General features: G+C 46.1%; 27 protein-coding genes and 1 other annotated feature. All 27 genes read left to right on the top strand.

All coding sequences use genetic code 11. From position 1 onward, the window contains the following. Window positions 1-118 precede the first annotated feature (118 nt). The 27 genes from FS818_RS27495 to rplB all read left to right on the top strand — a co-directional run bounded on the left by FS818_RS27495 (window position 119) and on the right by rplB (window position 25,564). The gene (locus FS818_RS27495) at window positions 119-424 is read left to right on the top strand and encodes a hypothetical protein (RefSeq protein WP_145336491.1); all 306 of its coding nucleotides are present in this window, start codon (window positions 119-121) and stop codon (window positions 422-424) included. An 81-nt stretch (window positions 425-505) separates the two neighbouring features. Next, window positions 506-1,159: a serine O-acetyltransferase gene (gene cysE / locus FS818_RS27490; RefSeq protein ID WP_145336489.1), complete on the top strand. Its 654-nt coding sequence runs from the start codon at window positions 506-508 to the stop codon at window positions 1,157-1,159. A gap of 65 nt (window positions 1,160-1,224) precedes the next feature. Next, on the top strand, window positions 1,225-2,625 hold the full coding sequence (cysS, locus tag FS818_RS27485) for a cysteine--tRNA ligase (protein WP_145336508.1): 1,401 nt from the start codon (window positions 1,225-1,227) through the stop codon (window positions 2,623-2,625). Then, window positions 2,622-3,143 carry a Mini-ribonuclease 3 gene (locus FS818_RS27480; protein ID WP_260989984.1) on the top strand — a complete coding sequence of 174 codons (522 nt, stop codon included), beginning with the start codon at window positions 2,622-2,624 and terminating at the stop codon, window positions 3,141-3,143. Before cysS ends, FS818_RS27480 begins: the two co-directional genes overlap by 4 nt. Window positions 3,144-3,194: 51 nt before the next feature. Next, window positions 3,195-3,941 carry a 23S rRNA (guanosine(2251)-2'-O)-methyltransferase RlmB gene (gene rlmB, locus FS818_RS27475; RefSeq protein WP_090924688.1) on the top strand — a complete coding sequence of 249 codons (747 nt, stop codon included), beginning with the start codon at window positions 3,195-3,197 and terminating at the stop codon, window positions 3,939-3,941. Between the two features lie 5 nt (window positions 3,942-3,946). Beyond that, window positions 3,947-4,468: an NYN domain-containing protein gene (locus FS818_RS27470; protein ID WP_145336486.1), complete on the top strand. Its 522-nt coding sequence runs from the start codon at window positions 3,947-3,949 to the stop codon at window positions 4,466-4,468. Between the two features lie 172 nt (window positions 4,469-4,640). Further along, window positions 4,641-5,285 carry an RNA polymerase sporulation sigma factor SigH gene (gene sigH / locus FS818_RS27465; protein WP_024633601.1) on the top strand — a complete coding sequence of 215 codons (645 nt, stop codon included), beginning with the start codon at window positions 4,641-4,643 and terminating at the stop codon, window positions 5,283-5,285. A gap of 310 nt (window positions 5,286-5,595) precedes the next feature. After that, window positions 5,596-5,745, top strand: a complete 150-nt coding sequence (rpmG, locus tag FS818_RS27460) for a 50S ribosomal protein L33 (RefSeq protein ID WP_072735843.1) — start codon at window positions 5,596-5,598, stop codon at window positions 5,743-5,745. A 21-nt stretch (window positions 5,746-5,766) separates the two neighbouring features. After that, on the top strand, window positions 5,767-5,958 hold the full coding sequence (gene secE, locus FS818_RS27455) for a preprotein translocase subunit SecE (RefSeq protein WP_024633600.1): 192 nt from the start codon (window positions 5,767-5,769) through the stop codon (window positions 5,956-5,958). Window positions 5,959-5,980: 22 nt separating this feature from the next. Further along, a complete protein-coding gene (gene nusG / locus FS818_RS27450; RefSeq protein ID WP_145336484.1) occupies window positions 5,981-6,514 on the top strand; it encodes a transcription termination/antitermination protein NusG in 534 nt (177 codons plus the stop codon). 68 nt (window positions 6,515-6,582) lie between these two features. Continuing rightward, the gene (gene rplK, locus FS818_RS27445; RefSeq protein WP_017692062.1) at window positions 6,583-7,008 is read left to right on the top strand and encodes a 50S ribosomal protein L11; all 426 of its coding nucleotides are present in this window, start codon (window positions 6,583-6,585) and stop codon (window positions 7,006-7,008) included. Between the two features lie 94 nt (window positions 7,009-7,102). Next, window positions 7,103-7,795, top strand: a complete 693-nt coding sequence (rplA, locus tag FS818_RS27440; RefSeq protein WP_090924686.1) for a 50S ribosomal protein L1 — start codon at window positions 7,103-7,105, stop codon at window positions 7,793-7,795. 68 nt (window positions 7,796-7,863) lie between these two features. Continuing rightward, window positions 7,864-8,010 (top strand) — a sequence feature (ribosomal protein L10 leader region). 23 nt (window positions 8,011-8,033) lie between these two features. Next, a complete protein-coding gene (rplJ, locus tag FS818_RS27435; RefSeq protein ID WP_145336482.1) occupies window positions 8,034-8,537 on the top strand; it encodes a 50S ribosomal protein L10 in 504 nt (167 codons plus the stop codon). A gap of 71 nt (window positions 8,538-8,608) precedes the next feature. Further along, window positions 8,609-8,971 (top strand): 50S ribosomal protein L7/L12, encoded by a 363-nt coding sequence (gene rplL, locus FS818_RS27430; RefSeq protein ID WP_145336480.1) that lies wholly within the window; start codon window positions 8,609-8,611, stop codon window positions 8,969-8,971. A 98-nt stretch (window positions 8,972-9,069) separates the two neighbouring features. Next, window positions 9,070-9,672, top strand: coding sequence for a class I SAM-dependent methyltransferase (locus FS818_RS27425; protein ID WP_145336478.1), 603 nt, complete (start codon window positions 9,070-9,072; stop codon window positions 9,670-9,672). Window positions 9,673-10,084: 412 nt separating this feature from the next. Next, window positions 10,085-13,630 (top strand): DNA-directed RNA polymerase subunit beta, encoded by a 3,546-nt coding sequence (rpoB, locus tag FS818_RS27420; protein WP_123067248.1) that lies wholly within the window; start codon window positions 10,085-10,087, stop codon window positions 13,628-13,630. Between the two features lie 112 nt (window positions 13,631-13,742). Then, window positions 13,743-17,357, top strand: coding sequence for a DNA-directed RNA polymerase subunit beta' (gene rpoC / locus FS818_RS27415; protein WP_145336476.1), 3,615 nt, complete (start codon window positions 13,743-13,745; stop codon window positions 17,355-17,357). 201 nt (window positions 17,358-17,558) lie between these two features. Next, the gene (locus FS818_RS27410; protein ID WP_090924680.1) at window positions 17,559-17,807 is read left to right on the top strand and encodes a ribosomal L7Ae/L30e/S12e/Gadd45 family protein; all 249 of its coding nucleotides are present in this window, start codon (window positions 17,559-17,561) and stop codon (window positions 17,805-17,807) included. A gap of 150 nt (window positions 17,808-17,957) precedes the next feature. Continuing rightward, the gene (gene rpsL, locus FS818_RS27405; protein WP_017692070.1) at window positions 17,958-18,380 is read left to right on the top strand and encodes a 30S ribosomal protein S12; all 423 of its coding nucleotides are present in this window, start codon (window positions 17,958-17,960) and stop codon (window positions 18,378-18,380) included. 87 nt (window positions 18,381-18,467) lie between these two features. Further along, window positions 18,468-18,938: a 30S ribosomal protein S7 gene (gene rpsG, locus FS818_RS27400; RefSeq protein ID WP_145336474.1), complete on the top strand. Its 471-nt coding sequence runs from the start codon at window positions 18,468-18,470 to the stop codon at window positions 18,936-18,938. Window positions 18,939-18,986: 48 nt separating this feature from the next. Then, a complete protein-coding gene (gene fusA, locus FS818_RS27395; protein WP_145336472.1) occupies window positions 18,987-21,065 on the top strand; it encodes an elongation factor G in 2,079 nt (692 codons plus the stop codon). Between the two features lie 95 nt (window positions 21,066-21,160). Next, window positions 21,161-22,351 carry an elongation factor Tu gene (tuf, locus tag FS818_RS27390; protein ID WP_145336470.1) on the top strand — a complete coding sequence of 397 codons (1,191 nt, stop codon included), beginning with the start codon at window positions 21,161-21,163 and terminating at the stop codon, window positions 22,349-22,351. A gap of 432 nt (window positions 22,352-22,783) precedes the next feature. Further along, window positions 22,784-23,092 carry a 30S ribosomal protein S10 gene (gene rpsJ / locus FS818_RS27385; RefSeq protein WP_017692074.1) on the top strand — a complete coding sequence of 103 codons (309 nt, stop codon included), beginning with the start codon at window positions 22,784-22,786 and terminating at the stop codon, window positions 23,090-23,092. Window positions 23,093-23,139: 47 nt separating this feature from the next. Continuing rightward, window positions 23,140-23,763 carry a 50S ribosomal protein L3 gene (rplC, locus tag FS818_RS27380; RefSeq protein WP_123067253.1) on the top strand — a complete coding sequence of 208 codons (624 nt, stop codon included), beginning with the start codon at window positions 23,140-23,142 and terminating at the stop codon, window positions 23,761-23,763. A 25-nt stretch (window positions 23,764-23,788) separates the two neighbouring features. Further along, a complete protein-coding gene (gene rplD, locus FS818_RS27375; protein WP_110899280.1) occupies window positions 23,789-24,412 on the top strand; it encodes a 50S ribosomal protein L4 in 624 nt (207 codons plus the stop codon). Further along, window positions 24,412-24,702, top strand: coding sequence for a 50S ribosomal protein L23 (gene rplW, locus FS818_RS27370; protein WP_090924675.1), 291 nt, complete (start codon window positions 24,412-24,414; stop codon window positions 24,700-24,702). Before rplD ends, rplW begins: the two co-directional genes overlap by 1 nt. 31 nt (window positions 24,703-24,733) lie before the next feature. Then, window positions 24,734-25,564: a 50S ribosomal protein L2 gene (rplB, locus tag FS818_RS27365; RefSeq protein WP_076292169.1), complete on the top strand. Its 831-nt coding sequence runs from the start codon at window positions 24,734-24,736 to the stop codon at window positions 25,562-25,564. The last annotated feature ends 54 nt before the right edge of the window (window positions 25,565-25,618 follow it).

Genomic DNA, 25,618 nt, shown 5'->3' with positions numbered 1-25,618 from the left:
ATGTAGTTGGATTCTGCTGGTTGTCAGTGCGAAGGCTTTTCGCTATAATAGCAACACAAGGTTGAATTGTCATAATACGTTCATATAGAACAGCAAAGACCGGGAGAAGTAAGCTGATTTGGACAGATCCAGAGAGGATGGCCCCACACAAGAACAGAGATTATATCTGTTCAAGCAAGTGGAGGCTGCGAGTCATCCACTGTCCGGCAGTCTGAAATGCACCCGTGAGCTGCACCGTCGAATCCGGCCCCGCTTCTATTCATTGAATAGAGGAAAACGTCAGGATAGATGGCGACGACTGGTTCCCGTTACCGAGCCGCCAGAGGGCTCATTCCTTTTATTTAAGAGGTGGAATGAGCCAAGCAGAGTGGGACCGCGATTAACGCCTCTGCAGCTTCGTGCTGCAGGGGCGTTTTTTGTTTAGGCGAGTGCGCAAGTATACTACCAAGGAACACGCCGTCCGGCGAACCCGGAGGACGAGAACCGGAACAAGAGGGGAACGAGCATGTTCAAAAAGATCAGATCCGATATCCAGACGGTCTTTGAAAATGATCCGGCCGCCCGGAGTTGGTTTGAAGTCGTATTTACGTATTCAGGGCTACATGCCATATGGGCCCATCGATTTGCTCACAATCTATACAAACGAAGATGGTACTCGCTCGCCCGGTTCGTATCACAGGTTAGCCGGTTTATGACAGGGATAGAGATTCACCCTGGAGCTACAATTGGGGATCGTTTGTTCATTGACCATGGTATGGGTGTTGTTATTGGAGAAACCTGTGAGATTGGTGACGATGTCGTGATCTACCAAGGAGTAACTCTTGGGGGAACAGGGAAAGAAAAAGGAAAGAGACACCCCACGATTGGTAATAATGTGGTTATCTCATCTGGCGCAAAGGTACTGGGATCATTTCGTGTGGGGGATCAGAGCAACATCGGAGCAAACTCCGTTGTGCTGAAAGAAGTTCCTGCAAATAGCACTGTGGTGGGCATTCCAGGTAGAATCGTCAAACAGGATGGACGAAGAGTGGATCGTCTTAATCAACAATTGCCCGATCCAGTTATTGACTCTTTGCGTAGCATGCAACGCGAAATAGAACGGTTGCAGGAAGAAGTGCGAAATTTGCAAAATACACGGGAATCTGAGAAATGCACATAACTCCATCGATAAACATAAACCATGGAATCAAGTAAAAGTAGTTTAGAATGAAAGGAAAAGTGATTATGACGCTTCAGATTTATAATACGATGAGTCGCACCAAAGAGGAGTTTGTTCCACAAGAGCCTGGCAAAGTAAAAATGTATGTGTGCGGACCAACCGTCTATGACTACATTCATATCGGCAATGCACGTCCGGTGATCTTTTTCGACACGGTTCGTGGATATCTGGAGCAGATCGGACATGAAGTGAATTATGTCGTGAACTTCACCGATGTCGATGACAAACTGATTCGCAAAGCAGAGCAGCTGGGCACAGACGTACCGCATGTGGCTGAAAAGTTTATTGCCGCTTATTACGCGGACCTGGAAGGACTCGGTATTCCTAAAGCGAGCAGCAATCCACGGGTAACGGAGAATATGCCGCTGATTATCGATTTTATCCGTGAACTGGTTGAAAAAGGTTTCGCATATGAAAATGGCGGTGACGTATATTATCGAACAGGCAAGTTCGAAAAATACGGTCAATTGTCGAAACAGAACTTGCAGGAGTTGCAATTCGGTATTCGAATCGGTGTAGACGAGCGGAAGGAACACCCGGAAGATTTTGTGCTCTGGAAAGCAGCCAAACCAGGCGAGATCTTCTGGTCTAGCCCATGGGGGGATGGTCGTCCTGGATGGCATATCGAATGCTCCGCCATGGCAAGAGAATACCTTGGTGACACGCTGGACATTCACGGGGGTGGACAGGATTTACAGTTCCCTCACCATGAATGCGAATGCGCACAGTCCGAGGCAATCACAGGCGCGCCTTTGGCGAATTACTGGATGCATAACGGTTTTATTCGTATTGATAACGAAAAAATGTCGAAATCCCTCGGCAACGGTGTTCTGGTAAAAGACCTGCGTAATCAGTACAAACGTGAAGCGATTCGTTACTTTATGTTGTCCACCCACTATCGTAACCCACTCAACTTCACAGAAGATACGATGGAACAGGCGCAAAACAGCGTGGATCGGATTGCCAATGCAGTAGGTAACCTGAGACATCGCCTAGGAGCTGTGTCTGTTAATCAGGAGGTTACACCGGAATTTTCAGCAAGGCTAGACCAGATTCGACAACAATATCATGAAAAAATGCAGGATGATTTTAATACACCGGATGCAATCACGGCGTTGTTCGAATGGGCAGCGGAAGCGAACCAGTTGTTGCAACAAGATGTGGTTAATGCTACTGAGATTCATGCACTGCTTGAACTATTTGGAGAACTTAATGCAGTGCTTCGAATCTATACAGACGTTGAACCAGAGCTTCTCGATGAGGACATTGAACGCTTGATCCAAGAGCGCGTGGAAGCGCGCAAGTCTAAAAATTGGGCGCGTGCAGATGAAATCCGTGATGAACTATCTGCTCAAGGGATTCTGCTGGAGGATACCGCACAGGGAATGAGATGGCGGCGCAAATGAGTGGAGAAAAAGAGAATGTTTTGTCTGGTTCTGTCGAGCGGGCTGAACAGGCCGAGCAAATAGTAACTAGTAATCAGGTTAATGGACTTGAGGGGGGATGGTTCCCATATCCACCCTCAAGACCTGCACGATTGATCCCGCCAATCGCGCTGGCTTACATCGGTGATGCGGTATATGAGGTTGCCGTGAGACAGTATCTGTTATCCAAAGCGAACATGCGTCCTAACCATCTGCACCGCAGTGCAACCAAACTGGTATCTGCCAAAGCACAAAGCCGGATACTGACAAGTATTGAGGCTGAACTGACTGAAGAAGAGCAAGATGTTGTGCGGCAAGGGCGGAATGCCAAATCGGGCAGTGTTCCCAAGAATGCAGATGTGCTGGAGTACAGACATGCAACGGCGTTTGAATGTCTTGTTGGTTACCTGTATAGCAGTAGTCAGCACGATCGCATGATTCAACTGATCGGGCTGGGTATTGAGCTGGCGGAACAAGCATCTGCATCAACGTCGAAATAGCTTCAGGGTTGAAATATATATAACAAGCAATACAGAGAGGAACGAATGAGGATGGAAGAAGAATGGATTGCCGGTAAACACTCCGTAACGGAGGCGTTGCGATCAGGCCGGACCATTAATAAAATATGGATTGCTGATACAGCACAGAAACATTTGACGCAACCGATTATTGCGGAAGCCAAAAAACAGGGGATTGTCATTCAGCATGTGGACAAGCGCAAGCTGGACCAGACGGTTCCTGGTATTCAACATCAGGGTGTAGTTGCGCAGGCAGCGCCCTATGCCTATGCAGAGGTTGAAGATATTTTGGAAGCAGCCAAATCTAAAAATGAACATCCGTTTTTAATTTTGCTTGATGAGATTGAAGACCCTCATAATCTGGGTTCTATCTTGCGTACAGCGGACTGCACAGGAGCTCACGGCGTTATTGTTCCCAAACGGCGCTCAGCGGCTGTAACTGCAACAGTGTCTAAGACATCAGCAGGTGCAGCTGAGTATGTTCCAGTCGCTCGTGTAAGCAATCTGGCGCAGACGATTGATCGTTTGAAAGAAGAAGGCGTATGGGTTGTAGGTACAGATGTTACCGCGCGTGAAGGTGTATTTGGCAATGGAGTATTTACAGGGCCGGTCGCACTCGTCATCGGGAATGAAAATAAAGGTATGGGACGTCTTATTCGTGAGAAATGCGATGTGCTGGTCAAATTGCCTATGCAAGGCCAGATTAATTCCCTGAATGCCTCTGTGGCAGCTGGTGTTGTTATGTATGAGGTGCTTCGTGCTCGCCAAGAGCAGGAATAGATGATATGGCTGATTCCCGTGATGTGCTTCTTGTAGACGGGTATAACATGATTGGCGGCTGGCCTGAATTATCCAAACTAGCCGAAAGTGGATTGGAAGAAGCGCGGAACAGGCTCCTCTTTCGTCTTGCGGACTATCAGGCTTTCTCCGGCCGCCGAGTCATTGTTGTGTTTGACGCCTACCTTGTGCCAGGACTCGGTAAATCCTTTACACAGAGCAAAGTGGAAGTTCATTTTACAAAGGAAAAAGAGACGGCAGACGAATGTATCGAGAGACTCGTTCGGGAACTAAGCATGCGAAGACGCCAAATCTATGTAGCTACCAGCGATATGGTAGAGCAACATGTTATCTTTGGACAGGGAGCGTTGCGCGTATCTGCCAGAGAGCTGCTGATTGAAGTGGAACAAAATGAAAAGGAATTGCAACAACGGCTTGCAGAGGATCAGGCAAGATCAACCCGGAATACAATCGGGGGCAAATTAAGCCCGGATATTTTAAAGCAATTTGAACGCTGGAGACGAGGCTGACAGCAGGTTTCTTACAATTTTTTCAATATTGAAACTATTGACAATTATGTTATAGCTGTTCTTTTTTAGGGATGCCGTGGTTGACGGTGGGAGGTACCATCATATATACTGTTCGTATATTTCATAGAGTAGAGTAACGGGGTACCTTGCGTTGCAGCCGGAGGGATTGTCTGTGAGTGTCGACCTCAAAGATATCATGTTATCCAAGTATGATTACCAAAGTGACGAAGACATTGTCGAAGCGGTCCGTGAAGGCGAAAGCGAAGCGCTGGAGTTTTTGATCAACAAGTATCGCAACTTTGTACGCGCCAAGGCAAGATCTTATTTTTTGATCGGAGCTGACCGGGAAGATATTATTCAAGAAGGAATGATTGGCCTTTACAAATCCATTCGTGATTTCAAAGGGGACAAGCTAGCTTCTTTCAAGGCATTTGCCGAACTGTGCATTACGAGACAGATCATTACGGCGATCAAGACAGCCACACGTCAGAAGCATATTCCGCTTAATTCTTATGTATCTCTGGACAAGCCCATTTATGATGAAGAGTCTGATCGTACGCTACTCGATGTGATTTGTGGAACTCAGGTCAGTGATCCGGAAGAATTGATTATTAACCAGGAGGAGTTCGTAGGCCTGGAAGATAAGATGTCCGAGATTTTGAGTGACCTGGAACGTAAAGTACTGATGTTGTACCTAGACGGGAGATCTTATCAAGAGATTGCAGTGGATTTGGATCGTCATGTAAAGTCTATCGATAATGCATTGCAGCGTGTAAAGCGCAAACTTGAAAAGTACCTGGAAGTTCGAGATAATTGAACAAAGGTTGTCGTCGTTGATGAAAAAGGCTCGGTGTTTGAGTCTTTTTTTATTGTCTGTAGTTTATATTGTCAAGGTTTGATAAATACTAGTAATCGCTCGGTTCATACTGGAGCAGTGAAAAAATCAGAGATGAGAGATACGTTGCGTTTCGTGCGGAATTAATACCCAACGATGAAAGGTTATTCTTTCGTTGACATGCTTATACCCTTGTGATAAAGTGTTTTAGGTAGGCCTATTTTACGGCTTTTTTTTCAGGATCAATTTAGAGACTCTGCTTCAATGTGGAAGTCTTCGGGAGGTGTACATCATGCGGGTAATTATTACTTTGGCTTGTACGAACTGCAAACAAAGAAATTACACTACGACAAAAAACAAGCGTAATCACCCCGACCGCATGGAGATGAAGAAATTTTGCAAGTTTTGTAACGAGCAGACTTCTCATCGCGAAACCAGATAGTTTTTTGGAGGTGTAGTCGGCGTGAAACGTAGTTTCAAATCTCTGATTTCCTTTTTCTCTGAAAGCTGGGCTGAACTTAAAAAGGTTCGCTGGCCTAATCGTAAAGAGCTGACGAACTACACGTTAATCGTACTTGGTACTGTTGTGGTTATGACGCTGTTTTTTTGGGTCGTAGATATCGGCATCTCCGCTGTGATCGAAGCGATTATTTAAGAAGGGTCCCAGGTGGCTTGATATGGAAAAAAGATGGTACGTCGTTCATACCTATTCAGGGTATGAAAATAAGGTCAAAGCCAATTTGGAAAAACGCGTAGAGTCCATGGGCATGGAAGACAAGATTTTCCGCGTTCTTGTTCCGATGGAAGAAGAAGTGGTGAACAAAGACGGTAAGAAAAAGACCGTTATGCGTAAGGTTTACCCCGGTTATGTCTTGGTCGAAATGGTTCAGACGGATGATTCTTGGTATGTTGTTCGCAATACACCAGGTGTTACCGGCTTTGTCGGTTCGACAGGTTCCGGTTCCAAACCAACAGCCTTGTTGCCAGAAGAAGTGGAACAAATTCTGAAGCACATGGGTATGGTTGAACCTAAGCCTAAAATTGAATTCGAGATTAAGGAATCCGTGCGTATTAAAGTCGGTCCTTTTGCGAATTTTGTGGGCTCCGTGGAAGAGATCTTGGTAGACAAGAGCAAGCTTAAGGTACACGTTAACATGTTTGGACGGGAAACGCCGCTTGAGTTGGAATACACCCAAGTGGAGAAGATATAGTTTCTTCAAGTTTCTTGTGGGAGGGCTGCGAGGCCCGTTAACCACTATTTTGCAAGGAGGTGTCTATCATGGCAAAAAAGGTAATCAAAATGGTAAAACTGCAGATTCCAGCAGGTAAAGCAAATCCAGCACCACCAGTAGGTCCGGCATTGGGTCAAGCAGGTGTCAACATCATGGCATTCTGTAAAGAATTCAACGCTCGTACAGCTGACCAAGCAGGATTGATCATTCCAGTTGAGATCTCTGTATTCGAGGACCGTTCCTTTACATTCATCACTAAAACTCCACCTGCAGCAGTTCTGTTGAAAGTGGCAGCGAAAGTTGAAAAAGGATCCGGCGAGCCGAACAAGAAAAAAGTTGCTACCGTTAAACGTGACGCGGTACGTCAAATCGCGGAAACAAAAATGCCTGACCTGAATGCTGCTGACGTTGAGTCCGCAATGCGTATGGTTGAAGGTACTGCCCGCAGCATGGGTATCACCATCGAAGACTAATTTTCACACGAAACATGGCTTCGTAAAGCCGGCCGATTCGCGGCCGGTCAATGTGGGAGGTATATCCGCTAAAACCACAAAGGAGGAATATAACATGGCTAAACACGGTAAAAAATACCTGGAAGCTGCTAAGCTGATCGACAGCGAAGCAACTTACGAGCCTTCAGAAGCTGTAGAGCTTGTGAAAAAGGCAGCTACTGCAAAATTCGATGAAACGATCGAAGCAGCAGTTCGTTTGGGCGTAGACCCTCGTAAGCAAGACCAGGCAGTACGTGGTGTTGTTGTCTTGCCACACGGTACAGGTAAAACACAACGCGTATTGGTATTTGCAAAAGGTGACAAAGCGAAAGAAGCGGAAGCGGCTGGCGCGGACTATGTTGGTGATGCAGACATGATCAACAAAATCCAACAAGGCTGGTTCGAATTCGACGTCTGCGTAGCGACACCGGATATGATGAGTGAAGTAGGTAAATTGGGCCGTCTGCTCGGCGGTAAAGGTCTGATGCCTAACCCTAAAGCCGGAACGGTAACTTTCGATGTAACTAAGGCTGTTCAAGAAATCAAAGCCGGTAAAATCGAATATCGTCTGGATCGTGCAGGTCAAATTCATGCACCGATCGGTAAAGCTTCTTTCTCTTCCGAGCAATTGAATGAGAACCTCAAAGCTCTCATGGATGCTCTGAACCGTGCTAAACCGGCGGCAGCTAAAGGTGTTTATCTGAAGAACGTAAGTCTTTCTTCTACGATGGGCCCTGGTGCACGCGTGAACGCAGCAGCTTTTAGATAAAATATTCTTGACAGGTTCGCCCTGTTCTGATATTCTATAAAAGTTGTGAGTCCGAGTGACTGACCGTTGACATTTGAATATGCTTGCCGTAGACAGTAGGTGCCATGTGGCTTAATTTCCTACCGAGGTGTGATTATACAACTTGAACGATGCAAATCGGATGCGAGTATATATCAAGCCTTCGTGATTCTACGGAGGCTTTTCTTAATGGGATAAATTTGATCAGGAGGTGTACAGATTGGCAAACGCAAAAGTGATTCAAGCAAAACAAGAGTCCGTTGATGCAGTAACAGCAAAATTGCGCGAAAGCGTGACAACAGTAGTCGTTGACTACCGCGGATTGAACGTTGCCCAAGCTACTGAACTGCGCAAGCAGCTTCGTGAAGCCGGAATCGAATTCCAAGTGCTGAAAAACACATTGCTTCGCCGTGCAACTGCTGCAGCAGAATTGACAGAACTCGATAGCGTTCTGACAGGTCCTACTGCGATTGCATTCAGCGGAGAAGATGCTGTGGCTCCAGCCAAAATTCTGAACGACTTCGCTAAGAAGAACGATGCACTGAAATTGAAAGGTGCTGTCGTAGAAGGTCGTGTAATTGGAGAAGCAGAAGTTAAAGCGTTGGCAGAACTGCCATCCCGCGAAGGTCTCCTCTCTATGCTCCTCAGCGTGCTTCAAGCGCCAGTTCGCAACTTCGCGCTTGCGGTTAAAGCTGTTGCAGACAAAGAAGAACAAGGCGCGTAAGCTACTTGATCTGAATACTGCCTAGCAGTAATGAAATAACAAAAAATAAAATTATATATGGAGGTTCAATCATGAGTAAAGAGCAAATCTTGGAAGCAATCAAAGGCATGACTGTACTGGAACTGAACGATCTTGTTAAAGCAATCGAAGAAGAATTCGGCGTAACTGCTGCAGCTCCAGTAGCTGCTGTAGGTGGCGGCGCAGCTTCAGCTGAAGCTGAGCAATCCGAGTTCGACGTAATCTTGGCAAGCGCTGGCGCTTCCAAAATCAACGTTATCAAAGCGGTTCGCGAAATCACTGGTCTTGGCTTGAAAGAAGCTAAAGAAGTAGTTGACAACGCTCCAAAAGCATTGAAAGAAAAAGTTTCTAAAGAAGAAGCAGAAACAATCAAAGCTAAGCTTGAAGAAGCTGGCGCTACAATCGAAGTTAAATAATTTAGCTTATCCAAGCTGAATGAACAAAACAACAAACCCCTTGACTTATATCAAGGGGTTTGTTGCTGTAAATGTAACTATGGAAAGTGAGTGAGGACATGTCCAATCATTATTATTCGGACAAACCACAAGTGGCACATGATCGCAAGGCTGCGGAAGCGGTACTCCGCGGAATTAGTCTGCGATTGGTGACGGATGCTGGTGTTTTTTCCAAAAATGGAATCGATTATGGCAGCAGAGTATTGATTGATGCGATGGAACTGCCGTCAGGCGCTCATGTTCTCGATGTGGGATGTGGTTACGGGCCAATCGGGCTTACAGCAGCAAAACTTGTACCGGATGGGCATGTCACCATGATCGATATCAACGAAAGAGCGGTTGAGCTTTCCAAAGAAAATGCCAAAGGTAATGGTATTGCTAATGTTACTATAATGCAGAGTAATCTACTGGCTGAAGTAAAGAAGCGGGATTTCGACGTGATTTTGACTAATCCTCCAATTCGAGCCGGCAAAGAAACGGTTCACACGATTTTTGAGCAGGCGTATGACCATTTGAAGGTAGGCGGGGTGTTATGGATTGTCATTCAAAAGAAACAAGGAGCACCTTCTGCGAAAGCGAAGTTGGAATCCTTGTTTACAAGAGTGGATGAAGTGACGAAGGATAAGGGCTACCGAATATTCAAAGCGGTGAAAGAAGAGTAGAGGAAATGCGAGAGATACTTTCGAATTTGTAAAGTAAGCAGGGGATCATTTTTTTTGCAATAGGACTATTGACTTGAAATTCAAGGCGTGGTATAGTTGTAAAATGTCAGTATTAAGATGCCCTACTTGGCTTTAGCTAACTAAAAATGTCAACCTTTTTTACGCCGAACCGGGCTTATTATGCCTATGTTTGGCGTATAATATGTACATTTTGGGCAAACTGGGGATAAGAATGATTTGGAAAGACATCCGCCGATCAAAGTTGCTCTTTTATCGAACGACATTTCGAATAAGGGCTTTTCTTTATTTGCGGGTGCATTGCTTTGCTCTGTATGTGTACCATTATAAGGTTACAAACAGAGGTTCGCAACGAAATTTTTAAAGTGAGTAGACATTGAGGGGTGAGTTTAAGTTGGCAGGACATCTTGTTCAATATGGTCGACGCACTCGGCGCAGTTATGCACGAATTAACGAGATACTCGAAGTTCCGAACCTGATTGAAATCCAACAGAAATCGTATGATTGGTTTTTGGAGGAAGGGTTGCGCGAAATGTTCCAGGATATCTCGCCGATCCAGGATTTTACAGGTAATTTGATTTTGGAATTTATCGATTACAGTCTCGGAGAACCGAAGTATACAGTAGACGACGCGAAAGAGCGTGACGTTACTTATGCAGCACCACTTCGGGTGAAAGTCCGGCTCATTAATAAGGAAACCGGAGAAGTCAAAGAGCAGGAAGTATTCATGGGAGATTTCCCGCTGATGACCAGCACCGGCACATTTATTATTAATGGTGCTGAACGGGTTATTGTCAGCCAGTTGGTTCGCTCTCCTAGCGTTTACTTCAGTACCAAAGTAGATAAGAACGCGAAAAAAACGTATACCGCTACAGTAATTCCTAACCGCGGCGCTTGGCTGGAGCTGGAGATGGACGCGAAGGATGTTGTTTACGTCCGGATCGACCGTACGCGTAAAATACCGGTTACGGTTCTCCTGCGTTCCCTTGGTTTTGGCACAGACGCCGAGATTCTGGATTTGCTTGGTAATGACGAATATATCCGTAATACACTGGACAAAGACAACACGGATTCCACCGAGAAAGCACTCATCGAGATCTATGAGCGCCTTCGTCCGGGCGAGCCACCTACGCTGGATAACGCGAAGAGCTTGCTCGTTGCACGTTTCTTTGATCCAAAACGTTATGACCTTGCAAACGTAGGTCGTTACAAAATCAACAAAAAACTTCACATTAAAAACCGTTTGTTTAATCAGCGTTTGGCTGAGTCTTTAATCGACGCTGAAACAGGCGAAATTATTGCAGAAGCAGGTCAGATGGTTGACCGTCGTTTGCTCGACGAAATCATGCCTTACCTGGAGAAAAGCGTTGGATTCCGCACATATCACGTGGGGAACGGCGTTTTGGATGCCAATGATATCCCGATGCAAACGATTGATGTGTTTTCACCAATCGAAGATGGTAAAGTGGTTAAGCTGATTGCCAATGGCGACATTGACAAGTCCGTGAAAAACATCACGCCAGCCGATATCATCTCTTCCATCAGTTATTTCCTGAACTTATTGCACGGCATTGGAAGCACGGATGATATCGATCACCTGGGTAACCGCCGTCTGCGTTCTGTGGGTGAACTTTTGCAAAACCAGTTCCGCATCGGTTTATCCCGTATGGAACGTGTGGTTCGTGAAAGAATGTCCATCCAGGATGCGAACGTCATTACACCACAGGCATTGATCAACATCCGTCCGGTCATTGCATCGATTAAAGAGTTCTTCGGTAGCTCCCAATTGTCACAGTTTATGGATCAAACGAACCCGCTGGGTGAGTTGACGCATAAACGTCGTCTGTCCGCACTCGGACCGGGCGGTTTGACTCGTGAGCGTGCCGGCATGGAAGTCCGTGACGTCCATCCATCCCACTATGGCCGGATGTGCCCGATCGAGACACCAGAGGGACCAAACATCGGTTTGATCAACTCCTTGTCGACGTTTGCGCGTGTGAACGAATATGGCTTCATTGAAGCTCCATATCGTTGGGTTGATCCGAAGACTGGCGTTGTCACCGAGCAAATTGATTACCTGACAGCAGACGAAGAGGACAACTATGTTATCGCTCAGGCGAATGCGAAGCTGAACGAAGATAGCACTTTTGCAGAAGATGCGATCATTGTACGTTACAACAAACAGTCGGATAACATCCTTACGATGCCGAGTGAACGAGTGGACTACATGGACGTATCTCCTAAGCAGGTTGTATCCGTCGCTACAGCGCTCATTCCGTTCCTTGAGAACGATGACTCCAACCGTGCCCTCATGGGATCAAACATGCAACGGCAGGCGGTTCCGCTCTTGATTCCTAAAGCTCCGCTTGTAGGAACGGGTATGGAACACAAAGCTGCGAAAGACTCCGGTGTATGTATTGTTGCCGATTACGACGGAATTATTGAACGTTCCTCTGCGAACGAGATCTGGCTTCGTCGTGTAGAAGAGGTTGATGGTCAGGAAGTCAAAGGCGATATCGTTAAATATAAATTACACAAATTTATGCGTTCGAACCAAGGAACATGCATCAACCAACGTCCGATCGTAAAAAGAGGCGCTGCTGTTAAAGCTGGCGACATCCTTGCCGACGGTCCTTCGACGGAAATGGGTGAACTTGCTCTTGGACGCAACGTAGTTGTTGCCTTCATGACATGGGAAGGTTACAACTACGAGGATGCGATCCTGCTCAGCGAAAAACTCGTTAAGGAAGATGTATACACATCCATCCATATCGAGGAATATGAGTCGGAAGCTCGTGATACGAAGCTCGGACCTGAAGAGATCACACGTGATATCCCTAACGTTGGGGAAGAAGCGCTGCGTAATCTGGATGAGCGTGGTATTATCCGCATCGGTGCCGAAATTGCTGCTGGCGACATTCTCGTTGGTAAAGTTACACCAAAAGGGGTAACGGAACTGACTGCAGAAGAACGCCTCTTGCACGCAATCTTTGGTGAAAAAGCACGTGAAGTACGTGATACATCTCTGCGTGTACCTCACGGTACCGATGGTATCGTCGTTGACGTGAAAGTATTTACCCGTGAAAACGGAGATGAACTGCCACCAGGTGTCAACCAGCTCGTTCGTGTTTATATTGCCCAAAAACGGAAAATTTCCGAGGGTGATAAAATGGCCGGACGTCACGGTAACAAAGGGGTCGTGGCCCGCATCTTGCCGGAAGAGGATATGCCTTTCCTGCCAGACGGTACACCGGTTCAGATCGTTCTTAACCCGCTGGGCGTACCTTCGCGTATGAACATCGGTCAAGTACTTGAAGTTCACTTGGGTATGGCAGCAATGCAGCTCGGTATCCACGTAGCAACACCTGTATTCGACGGAGCGAAGGAGTATGATGTCTTCGATACGATGGAAGAAGCAGGTATGCAGCGTAACGGTAAAACCGTGCTGTATGATGGCCGTACGGGTGAAGAGTTTGAACGTGAAGTTACCGTTGGTGTCATGCACATGATCAAACTGGCACACATGGTTGACGATAAAATCCATGCCCGTTCCACAGGTCCTTACTCGCTTGTTACGCAACAGCCGCTGGGTGGTAAAGCCCAATTTGGTGGACAGCGTTTCGGGGAGATGGAAGTTTGGGCGCTTGAGGCTTATGGTGCCGCTTATACTCTGCAAGAAATCCTGACAGTTAAATCCGATGACGTTGTTGGTCGGGTGAAAACGTACGAGTCCATTGTCAAAGGCGAGAATGTTCCGGAACCGGGTGTTCCTGAGTCGTTCAAAGTATTGATCAAAGAGCTGCAAAGCTTGGGTATGGACGTTAAGATTTTAAGTGAAGATGAGCAAGAGATTGAAATGAAAGAAATGGACGATGAAGATGACGCTGCGAGCGATAAGCTCAGCCTCAACCTTGAGGGTACAGAGGTCGGAGCGGAATAATCGCTCCGGGCGCATGATGACCGGCGTTTTTCATCAGGCTCACGTCATGCTCCGGCTACAGCCGGGGCATGCGTAACCTAGAATACAGGAATTGGTTAAGGAGGGTTGCTCCTTGTTGGACGTCAACAATTTCGAATACATGAAGATCGGGCTTGCTTCCCCAGAGAAAATTCGTTCTTGGTCCCGCGGAGAAGTGAAAAAACCGGAAACGATCAACTATCGTACGTTGAAACCGGAAAAAGAAGGGCTGTTCTGCGAAAAGATTTTTGGCCCTACAAAAGACTGGGAATGTCATTGCGGTAAATACAAACGCGTTCGTTATAAAGGCGTTGTCTGTGATCGCTGTGGCGTTGAAGTAACACGTGCGAAAGTCCGTCGTGAACGGATGGGCCATATTGAGCTTGCTGCTCCGGTATCGCATATCTGGTACTTCAAAGGTATTCCGAGCCGTATGGGTCTCGCATTGGATATGTCTCCGAGATCTCTGGAAGAGATCATCTATTTTGCATCATATGTAGTAACTGATCCAGGAGAAACTCCACTGGAGAAAAAACAGCTGTTGTCCGAAAAAGAATACCGCAGCTACCGTGAAAAATACGGTTATGGCTTCCAAGCAGGCATGGGTGCAGAAGCAGTTAAAAAATTGCTTCAAGACCTTGATGTAGAGAAAGAGCTTGAATTCCTGAAGGAAGAGCTCCGTACTGCACAAGGACAACGTCGTAACCGTGCAATTAAACGTCTGGAAGTAATTGAAGCATTTCGTAACTCTGGGAATAACCCGGAATGGATGATCATGGATGTACTTCCTGTCATTCCGCCGGAACTTCGTCCGATGGTACAGCTGGATGGTGGACGTTTTGCTACGTCTGACTTGAATGACTTGTACCGCCGTGTAATTAACCGGAACAACCGTCTGAAGCGTCTACTTGACTTAGGCGCGCCAGATATTATCGTGCAAAATGAAAAACGGATGTTGCAGGAAGCCGTTGACGCTTTGATTGATAACGGCCGTCGTGGACGTCCAGTAACAGGTCCGGGTAACCGTCCTTTGAAATCTCTCAGCCACATGCTGAAAGGTAAGCAAGGTCGTTTCCGTCAGAACTTGCTCGGTAAACGTGTTGACTACTCCGGCCGTTCCGTTATCGTTGTCGGACCTTACCTGAAAATGTATCAGTGCGGTTTGCCTAAAGATATGGCACTCGAACTGTTCAAGCCTTTTGTTATGAAGGAGCTTGTGAATAAAGGTCTTGCTCACAACATCAAGAGCGCGAAACGTAAAGTTGAGCGTGTAAGTCCTGAAGTATGGGATGTTCTTGAAGAAGTTATCAAGGAGCATCCGGTTCTCTTGAACCGTGCCCCTACGCTTCACCGTCTCGGTATCCAGGCGTTTGAACCGATACTGGTTGAAGGTAAAGCGATTCGTCTTCACCCACTCGTATGTACGGCATACAATGCCGACTTTGACGGTGACCAAATGGCCGTGCACGTTCCGTTGTCTGCGGAAGCTCAAGCAGAAGCACGTATCCTGATGCTGGCATCAGGTAACATTTTGAACCCGAAAGACGGTAAACCGGTTGTAACTCCTTCCCAGGATATGGTTCTTGGTTCGTACTATCTTACGATGGACAACAAAGAAGAGAAGGGTACAGGTATGGTTCTGCGGACAGTCAATGAGGCTGTATCTGCATACCAACGGGGTACTGCTGGACTGCATGCACGTGTAGCTATTCCGGTTAAGGCGCTTGGTAAAACAAGCTTCACGGAAGAGCAACAAAAAGGTATGTTGTTGACAACGATCGGTAAAATTATCTTTAATGAAATTTTCCCGGCAAGCTTCCCTTATATCAATGATGCGACTCGCGCGAACCTGTATCAAGGTACAGCGGATCATTCATTTGTTTATGAGAAAGGTACTGACTTGAGAGAAGCCATCATGAATGCTCCTCAAGCTGGTGGTGTCGGCAAAGAATATCTCGGTTCGATCATCGCTCGTTGCTTTGAAATTTATCACACAACCGAAACTGCGGTTATTTTGGATAAAATCAAACAACTTGGATTCACGTACTCGACGCGTGCTGGTATTACCGTAGCCGTGTCCGATGTTGTCGTTCCACCAGAAAAATTCGAAATTCTGAGACAGTCCGAAGATAAAGCTCAGATCGTTACAAATCAGTATCGTCGTGGTTTGATTACGAATGAAGAGCGCTATGACCGTATCATTGATATCTGGTCAAAATCCAAAGATGACATCACGGATATCCTGATGAAGTCCATGGATCGTTACAACTCGATCATGATGATGGTTGACTCCAAAGCACGGGGTAACAAATCACAAATCACTCAATTGGGTGGTATGCGTGGTCTGATGGCCAACCCGTCTGGTCGTATTATCGAACTCCCAATCAAATCAAACTTCCGTGAAGGTCTGACAGTACTCGAGTACTTTATCTCCACTCACGGTGCGCGTAAAGGTCTCGCGGATACAGCCCTGCGTACAGCCGACTCAGGTTACCTGACTCGTCGTCTCGTAGATGTAGCCCAAGACGTAATTGTGCGTGAAGACGATTGTGGTACAGATAAAGGCTTTACGGTTAGTCGTATCCAGGATGGTAAAGAGGTTATTGAAGATCTCTACGACCGTATTGAAGGCAGATACTGCTTCGAAACTGTTCGTCATCCGGAAACAAAAGAAATTATCGCTGGCCGCAATGAGTTGATCGACTCTGACAAAGCAGAAGCGATTATCAAAGCTGGCGTAACCAAATTGCAAATCCGTTCCGTTCTCAGTTGCCGTGCAAGTCATGGTGTCTGCAAGAAGTGTTACGGTCGCAACCTTGCGACTGGTAAACACGTGGAGATTGGTGAAGCGGTTGGTATCATTGCCGCACAATCCATTGGTGAGCCGGGAACACAGCTTACAATGCGTACGTTCCATACCGGTGGTGTAGCCGGAGACGACATCACGCAAGGTTTGCCTCGTATCCAGGAGTTGTTTGAGGCCCGTAATCCTAAAGGTCAAGCAACAATCAGTGAGATTGACGGTGTGGTTAAAGAGATTCGCGAAGCGAAAGATCGTCGTGAAATCGAAATTCAAGGTGAAGCAGAATCCAAAGTGTACTCTGTTACTTACGGTTCCCGTGTCCGCGTAAGCGAAGGCATGGAAATTGAAGCGGGTGACGAGTTGACGGACGGTTCTATCGATCCGAAAGAAATGCTACGCATCAAAGGCGTACGTGGCGTACAGAACTACATTTTGCAGGAAGTACAGCGCGTATACCGTAACCAAGGCGTAGAAATCAATGACAAACACGTTGAAGTTATGATTCGTCAAATGCTGCGTAAAATCCGTATCGTTGATGCGGGAGATACAACGCTGTTGCCGGGATCATTTGTAGATACGCATGAGTATGAAAGAGCGAACAAAATTGCGATTCTGAGTGATAAAGAGCCAGCGGTTGCAAAACCGATCTTGCTGGGTATTACAAAAGCATCGCTTGAAACAGACTCCTTCCTCTCTGCGGCATCGTTCCAAGAGACAACACGTGTACTGACGGATGCAGCGATCAAAGGTAAAGTGGATCAGTTGCTCGGTCTGAAGGAAAATGTTATCATCGGTAAGTTGATCCCTGCTGGTACGGGTATGAACCGATACCGCAGTATCAAATTTGCTGAGCCTGAAGATGGCCAATCTTCTGTAGAAGAACTGGAGCCAGTTTCGGTAGACTAATATAGATTTCCTCGTTCTGAGGAAGTAAAGAATGTGTATGTCAGGACGCGACGTTTGTAATATCCAAGCGGACGAATCCTGACGTACACAAACTTTATAAAAACTTTTTGGAATAGCATTGACAATGCTTGCGCTAGATGCTAATATATCAAAGGTGCGTGGGCAGCTGATTGTAATTGGTCCTATTCGGAGGAATGTATGATGTCTAATGAAAAAGGCTTGCAAGATGCTCATGTCAAGATTGGTACCAAACAGACCATGCGGACAGTGCAGACAGGAATGGCTTCAGAAGTCTATGTCGCAGAAGATAGTGATCCGCAGCTCACTTCCAAAATCATTGCCTTGTGTGAACAACACAATGTGAAGTACACGAAAGTGGACACAATGAAAAATCTCGGCAAAGCGTGCGGGATTGGAGTGGGAGCAGCGATGGCTGCTGTCGTAAAATGATACGGTAAGGAACGTTTTTGTCCGAGAACATTTAAGGATTCTCCAAGGCAAAAACTTTTCATTTGTCTTTTTATGAACCGCCTGGGTCTGTGGGCTTAGATAAAGGTTTGTAAAGAAACATGAATAATTGAGGAAGGGGGTGGCAATCACATGCCAACTATTAACCAACTGGTTCGTAAAGGACGTCAAGCTAAAGTTGAGAAGTCAAAATCACCAGCTTTGCAAAAAGGGTTCAACGCTTTGAAACGTGAATCCACTAACATCAGTGCCCCACAAAAACGTGGTGTCTGCACTCGTGTAGGTACAATGACTCCACGTAAACCGAACTCTGCACTTCGTAAATATGCCCGTGTTCGTTTGACGAACCGTCTCGAGGTAACAGCTTATATCCCGGGAATCGGACATAACCTTCAAGAGCACAGTGTGGTATTGATCCGTGGAGGTAAAGTAAAAGACCTTGCAGGGGTTCGTTATCACATCGTTCGCGGAGCTCTCGATACTGCAGGCGTGAACAACCGTATGCAAGCTCGTTCCAAATACGGCGCGAAACGTCCAAAAGCTAAAAAAGCCTAAATTATGATAAGCAGATTGCCTGAAAGCCTTCTGGCTTAGGTCTGGAAGGTACAGGGACTGCTGAACAAGAAAGAAAGGGGGATATCCATGCCACGCAAAGGTCCAGTTACGAAAAGAGACGTGTTGCCAGATCCGGTATACAACTCCAAGTTGGTTACTCGTTTGATCAACCGCATCATGCTCGACGGAAAACGCGGTGTTGCTCAAAGCATTCTGTATAATGCGTTCAAGTTGATCCAAGAACGCACGGGTAATGACCCGATGGAAGTATTTGAGACAGCAATCAAAAATATCATGCCAGTCCTGGAAGTTAAAGCTCGCCGTGTCGGCGGTTCCAACTACCAAGTACCAATCGAGGTAAAACCAGAGAGACGTACTGCTTTGGGATTACGTTGGCTCGTGAACTACTCCCGCAACCGCGGTGAGAAAACAATGGAAGAGCGTTTGGCGGCTGAGATCATCGACGCTTCCAACAACACAGGCGCTTCCGTTAAGAAACGTGAAGATACGCACAAAATGGCTGAAGCGAACAAAGCGTTTGCTCACTACCGTTGGTAGGATTCAGTTCACAAAAATAAACTTCAATTTTGAAGGGAGACCCATTTCATGGCTAGAGAGTTCTCCTTGAAAAATACACGTAATATCGGGATCATGGCTCATATTGATGCGGGTAAAACCACGACAACTGAGCGGATCTTGTTTTACACAGGACGTACGCACAAAATCGGTGAAGTTCACGAAGGCGCTGCGACAATGGACTGGATGGAACAGGAACAGGAGCGCGGAATTACGATTACTTCCGCTGCGACTACCGCTGCTTGGAAAGGTCACCGCGTAAATATCATTGATACCCCGGGACACGTTGACTTCACTGTTGAAGTTGAACGTTCCCTTCGTGTATTGGACGGAGCAGTAGGTGTATTCAGTGCGAAAGAAGGCGTTGAGCCTCAGTCTGAAACTGTATGGAGACAGGCTGACAAGTACGGCGTACCTCGTATCGCATATGTAAACAAAATGGATATCATCGGTGCTGACTTCCTGAACGTTGTATCCGACATGCGTGATCGCCTTCAAGCGAACGCTGTTGCGATTCAGCTTCCAATCGGCGCTGAAAATGATTTCAAAGGTATCATTGATATCGTTGCTCAAAAGGCTCATATGTACAAAGATGACCTGGGACAAGATATCGAAGTTACTGAAATTCCTGCGGATTTTGCAGATCAAGTTGAAGAACTCCGCAATGAATTGATTGAGCGTGTTGCAGAACTCGACGAAGAATTGACAATGAAATACCTGGAAGGCGAAGAGATCACTGAAGATGAGATCAAAGCCGCTCTCCGTAAAGGTGTAGTAGAAGTTAAAATCTTCCCGGTTATCTGTGGTTCCTCATACCGCAACAAAGGTGTTCAACTGATGTTGGACGCTGTAATCGACTACTTGCCAGCTCCTATTGACGTTCCAGCGATCAAGGGTATCCTTGAAGATGGAACTGAGGCAGTTCGTAAGTCTTCCGATGAAGAGCCATTCTCTGCATTGGCCTTCAAAATCATGACTGACCCTTACGTTGGTAAATTGACATTCTTCCGCGTATACTCCGGTGTACTTCAATCCGGTTCTTATGTATTGAATGCAACTAAAAACAAACGTGAGCGTATCGGTCGTATCCTTCAAATGCATGCAAACAGCCGTCAAGAGATCACTGAAGTTTACTCCGGTGATATCGCAGCAGCTGTTGGTTTGAAAGATACAGGTACAGGTGATACACTATGTGATGAGAAACACCCGGTTATCCTGGAATCGATGAACTTCCCTGATCCGGTAATCGAAATCGCTGTTGAACCTAAAACCAAAGCTGACCAAGATAAAATGGGTGTGGCTCTCGGTAAGTTGACGGAAGAGGATCCAACTCTTCGCGCTCATACTGACGAAGAAACAGGCCAAACCATCTTGGCAGGTATGGGTGAGCTTCACCTTGATATCATCATCGACCGTATGCGTCGTGAGTTCAAGGTTGAAACTACTGTGGGTAAACCACAAGTAGCTTACCGCGAAACATTCCGTGCTCCAGCGCGCGTTGAAGGTAAATTCGTACGTCAATCCGGTGGTCGTGGTCAATACGGTCACGTATGGGTTGAATTCGAACCTCTCGAGCCGGGCACAGGCAGTCAGTTCGATAGCAAGATTGTCGGTGGTTCCGTACCAAGAGAATACATTCAGCCTGCACTGTCAGGAATTGAAGAGCAAATGAAAAACGGTGTACTTGCGGGCTTCCCGCTGGTAGACGTTAAGGCTACAATCGTAGACGGATCTTACCATGATGTCGATTCCAACGAGATGGCATTTAAAATTGCCGGTTCGATGGCGCTCAAAGCAGCAAAAGACAAATGTGGTCCGGTTCTGCTTGAGCCTATTATGAAAGTAGAAGTAACAGTTCCAGAAGAGTACATGGGCGACGTTATGGGTATGTTGAACTCCCGTCGTGGCCGCATCGAGGGTATGGATTCCCGTAGTGGAGCTCAAATCATCCGTGCTAAAGTACCTTTGTCTGAAATGTTCGGTTACTCTACAACTCTTCGCTCCGGTACTCAAGGACGCGGCGTGTTCTCCATGGAACTCTCCCACTATGAAGAAGTTCCTAAGAGCATCGCTGAAGAGATCGTTGCCAAAACAAAAGGCACCGAGTAGTTTTCTCACACTGAATGCTTGTGCTTGAAACCTGGTTTGAAGCACCGCATTCAGTGAAAACATAAAATTATAAATTCTAAGGAGGCCACGTTCAAATGGCAAAGGCTAAATACGAACGTACTAAACCACACGTTAACATTGGTACTATTGGTCACGTCGACCATGGTAAAACAACTCTGACTGCTGCAATCACAACTGTATTGTCCAAAACTTACGGTGGTGCTGCTGTAGCATTCGACCAAATCGACAAAGCTCCAGAAGAGCGCGAGCGCGGTATCACAATCTCCACAGCTCACGTTGAGTACGAAACTGACACTCGTCACTACGCTCACGTAGACTGCCCAGGTCACGCCGACTATGTTAAAAACATGATCACTGGCGCGGCACAAATGGACGGAGCTATCTTGGTAGTATCCGCAGCTGACGGCCCAATGCCACAAACTCGTGAGCACATCTTGCTCTCCCGTCAAGTAGGCGTACCTTACATTGTTGTTTTCTTGAACAAATGTGACATGGTTGAAGACGAAGAGTTGTTGGAACTGGTTGAGATGGAAGTTCGCGACCTTCTTAACGAATACGAATTCCCAGGTGATGACACTCCAATCACTCGTGGATCCGCTCGTGAAGCTCTGCAAAACCCTGATGGTGAGTGGGCTCAAAAAATCGTTGAGATGTTCAAAGAAATCGACACTTACATCCCACTGCCTGAGCGTCAAACTGACAAGCCTTTCTTGATGCCTGTCGAGGACGTATTCTCCATCACTGGTCGTGGTACCGTTGCTACAGGCCGTGTAGAGCGTGGTACTGTAAAAGTCGGCGAAGAGATCGAGATCGTTGGTATCGTAGAAGAAACTAAAAAATCCGTAGTTACGGGCGTTGAGATGTTCCGTAAATTGTTGGATTCCGCACAAGCGGGTGACAACATCGGTGCGTTGCTGCGTGGTGTTGACCGTACTCAAATCGAGCGTGGTCAAGTACTTGCTAAACCAGCATCTGTTAAACCACACACAGAATTCACTGCACAAATCTACGTTTTGACTAAAGAAGAGGGTGGCCGTCACAAGCCTTTCTTCACAGGATACCGTCCACAGTTCTACTTCCGTACAACTGACGTAACTGGTATCATCAACTTGCCAGAAGGTACTGAAATGGTAATGCCTGGTGACAACATCACGGTTACTGTACAACTGATCTCTCCAATCGCGATCGAAGAAGGAACTAAGTTCTCTATTCGTGAAGGTGGACGTACAGTTGGTGCGGGTTCCGTAGCAACAATCCAAAAATAATTTGGCTATAGCCAATTATCTATAAGCAACAGTGTACTGGAACGAGTAACATTGTATTGTAACGAAGCTTCGGAAGAGTTCTTTATCCGACATCGGATAGAGAACTCTTTTATTATGTCAACGTTTCGGAACCTGCGTCATCTAAAACGGATAAAATTCATTTTATAGATTGATAGGTTAGGCAGCCTGGATATTTCAAAAATATCGTATTAAACAGCGTCTTTTCATTAGGAAAGATTTGTTTATATGTTTTTTTAAAATATGCTTGCAATACGCCCATCTTTTCTATATAATAATGAATGTTGTTCTTGTGACGTTGCGATGATGTGAGAGGTTACTGACACACCCGGCCCCTTTGCCATGGGAGAGTGGTCAGAAAATTTTCACGGAGTATGTCCGATAAAAAATTGGGCGATAGAAGGAGGGACTAAAATGGCAAAGCAAAAAATTCGTATTCGTTTGAAAGCTTACGACCACAGAATTCTTGATCAATCCGCGGAGAAAATCGTTGAAACAGCAAAACGTTCGGGTGCAGGTGTATCCGGTCCGATTCCGCTTCCTACTGAAAAACAAATCATTACTATTCTTCGTGCGGTGCACAAGTACAAGGATTCTCGGGAGCAATTCGAGCAACGCACTCACAAGCGTTTGATCGATATCGTTAACCCGACTCCACAAACTGTGGATGCCTTGATGCGCTTGGATCTGCCGTCCGGTGTAGATATCGAAATTAAATTGTAATATATAGCAACAAACAAGACCACGTATAAAGGAAAAGAGGTGTCAACATGAAAGGTATCTTAGGAAAAAAACTTGGAATGACTCAAGTGTTTACCGCTGAAGGTAATGTAGTTCCAGTAACAGTTATCGAAGCAGGTCCTTGTGTTGTTTTACAAAAGAAAGATATTGAGAACGATGGCTACGAAGCAGTTCAAATCGGTTTCTCCGATAAGAAAGAGAAAAATGCTAACAAGCCAGAAGCAGGACACGCTAAAAAAGCGAATACTGCACCTAAGCGCTACGTTCGTGAGCTTCGCGGCATCAACATCGCGGAATATGAAGTTGGCCAAGAATTGAAAGCTGACATTTTCGCTGAAGGCGAGTTCGTTGACGTAACAGGTATTTCTAAAGGTAAAGGTTTTGCCGGCGTTATCAAACGTTGGGGACAAAGCACTGGACCTATGTCACACGGTTCGCGTTACCACCGTGGCCCAGGTTCAATGGGTTCGATCCAAGCTAACCGCGTTCCTAAAGGCAAACGCCTGCCAGGACATATGGGACATGATACTGTTACAATCCAACGTCTTGAAGTTGTCAAAGTAGACGCTGAACGTAACGTGATTCTCGTGAAGGGTTCCATTCCTGGACCGAAGAACAGTCTTGTAAAAGTTAAAGAAACGGTGAAAAAATAACCACTGAAGAAAGGAGGAACACAAAATGCCAAAAGTATCAGTTTACAATGTAGATGGTAGCCAAGTAGGTGAGGTTGAACTGAATGATGCAGTATTCGGTATTGAGCCGAATCAACACGTTCTGTACGATGCAGTTCTTATGCAACGCGCTTCCCTTCGTCAAGGTACCCACAAAGTAAAAGGACGTTCTGAAGTGCGTGGCGGTGGACGTAAACCTTGGAAACAAAAAGGTACAGGTCGCGCTCGTCAAGGTTCGATTCGTTCTCCACAATGGAAAGGCGGCGGTATCGTATTTGGTCCGACTCCACGGAGCTATGCGTACAAACTGCCTAAGAAAGTTCGCCGTTTGGCGATCAAATCTGCCCTTTCATCCAAAGTGCAAGACAATGACATTATCGTTTTGGATGCTCTGACATTGAGCTCACCTAAAACTAAAGAATTTGCAGCTATCTTAAATAACCTTAAAGTAGGCCGCAAAGCTTTGATCGTAGCGCCTAGCTATGATGATAATGTAGCTCTTTCCGCACGGAATATTCCTGGCGTGAAATTCGTAGCTGCTGACGGCATTAATGTTCTTGACGTGCTTGGGCACGACAAACTGATCATTACGAAAGAAGCAGTTCAGAAGGTAGAGGAGGTGCTCGCGTAATGAAGGATCCTCGTGATATTGTAAAACGTCCGATTATTACGGAACGTACTGCTGACATGATGAACGACTTGAAATATGTATTTGAAGTCGATATCCGTGCAAACAAAACCGAGATCAAAAAAGCGGTAGAAGCTATTTTCGGCGTAAAGGTGAAAAACGTGAACACACTTCGTGTTCCAGCTAAACCGAAACGGTACGGACGTTATTCCGGATACACAAGCGAATGGAAAAAAGCGTTTGTAACATTGACGCAAGACAGCAAATCGCTTGAGTTTTTTGAAACTGTATAATTGAAATCTTTGAAGTAAGGAGGGAAAACTAGTGCCAATCAAAAAGTATAAACCAACATCCCCGGCAAGACGGAACATGTCCGTTTCTACATTTGAGGAAATCACCACAGATAAGCCGGAGAAATCGTTGTTGGCCCCATTGAGCAAACAAGCAGGCCGCAACAACCAAGGTAAAATTACAGTTCGTCACCACGGTGGTGGACACAAACGTAAATACCGTATCATCGACTTCAAACGTACTAAAGATGGAATACCGGGCCGCGTTGCTACAATCGAGTACGACCCGAACCGTACTTCCAACATCGCATTGATTCACTATGCTGATGGTGAGAAGCGTTACATCATCGCTCCTAAAGGTCTGAAAGTTGGAGATCAAGTATTCTCTGGTCCTGACGCAGACATCAAAATCGGTAACGCACTGCCACTTGAAAACATTCCAGTAGGTACCGTTATCCACAACATCGAGTTGAAACCAGGTAAAGGCGGACAATTGGTTCGTGCTGCTGGTACAGAAGCTCAATTGCTTGGTAAAGAAGAAAAATATGTTTCCGTTCGTCTCTCTTCCGGAGAAGTTCGTCGTATTTTGAAAGTTTGCCGCGCAACAATCGGATCCGTTGGTAACCAAGACCACGAGCTCATCAAAATCGGTAAAGCCGGTCGTAGCCGTTGGTTGGGTCAACGTCCTGAGGTTCGTGGTGTGGTAATGAACCCTAACGATCACCCTCACGGTGGTGGTGAAGGTCGTGCTCCAATCGGACGTAAATCGCCAATGTCACCATGGGGTAAACCTACTCTTGGTTACAAAACGCGTAAGAAAAATAAAGCTTCTGATAAATACATCATCCGTCGCCGCACGAAGTAATACACACTGTGCATAACTTCGTGAGGCATCTACGGATGCATAAAAGCTATGTTT

The organism is Paenibacillus xylanexedens (assembly GCF_007680605.1).
Classification (GTDB): Bacteria; Bacillota; Bacilli; order Paenibacillales; family Paenibacillaceae; genus Paenibacillus; species Paenibacillus xylanexedens_B.
Note: the sequence above shows the minus strand (reverse complement) of the source record. Positions and strands in the feature narration are given on the sequence as shown.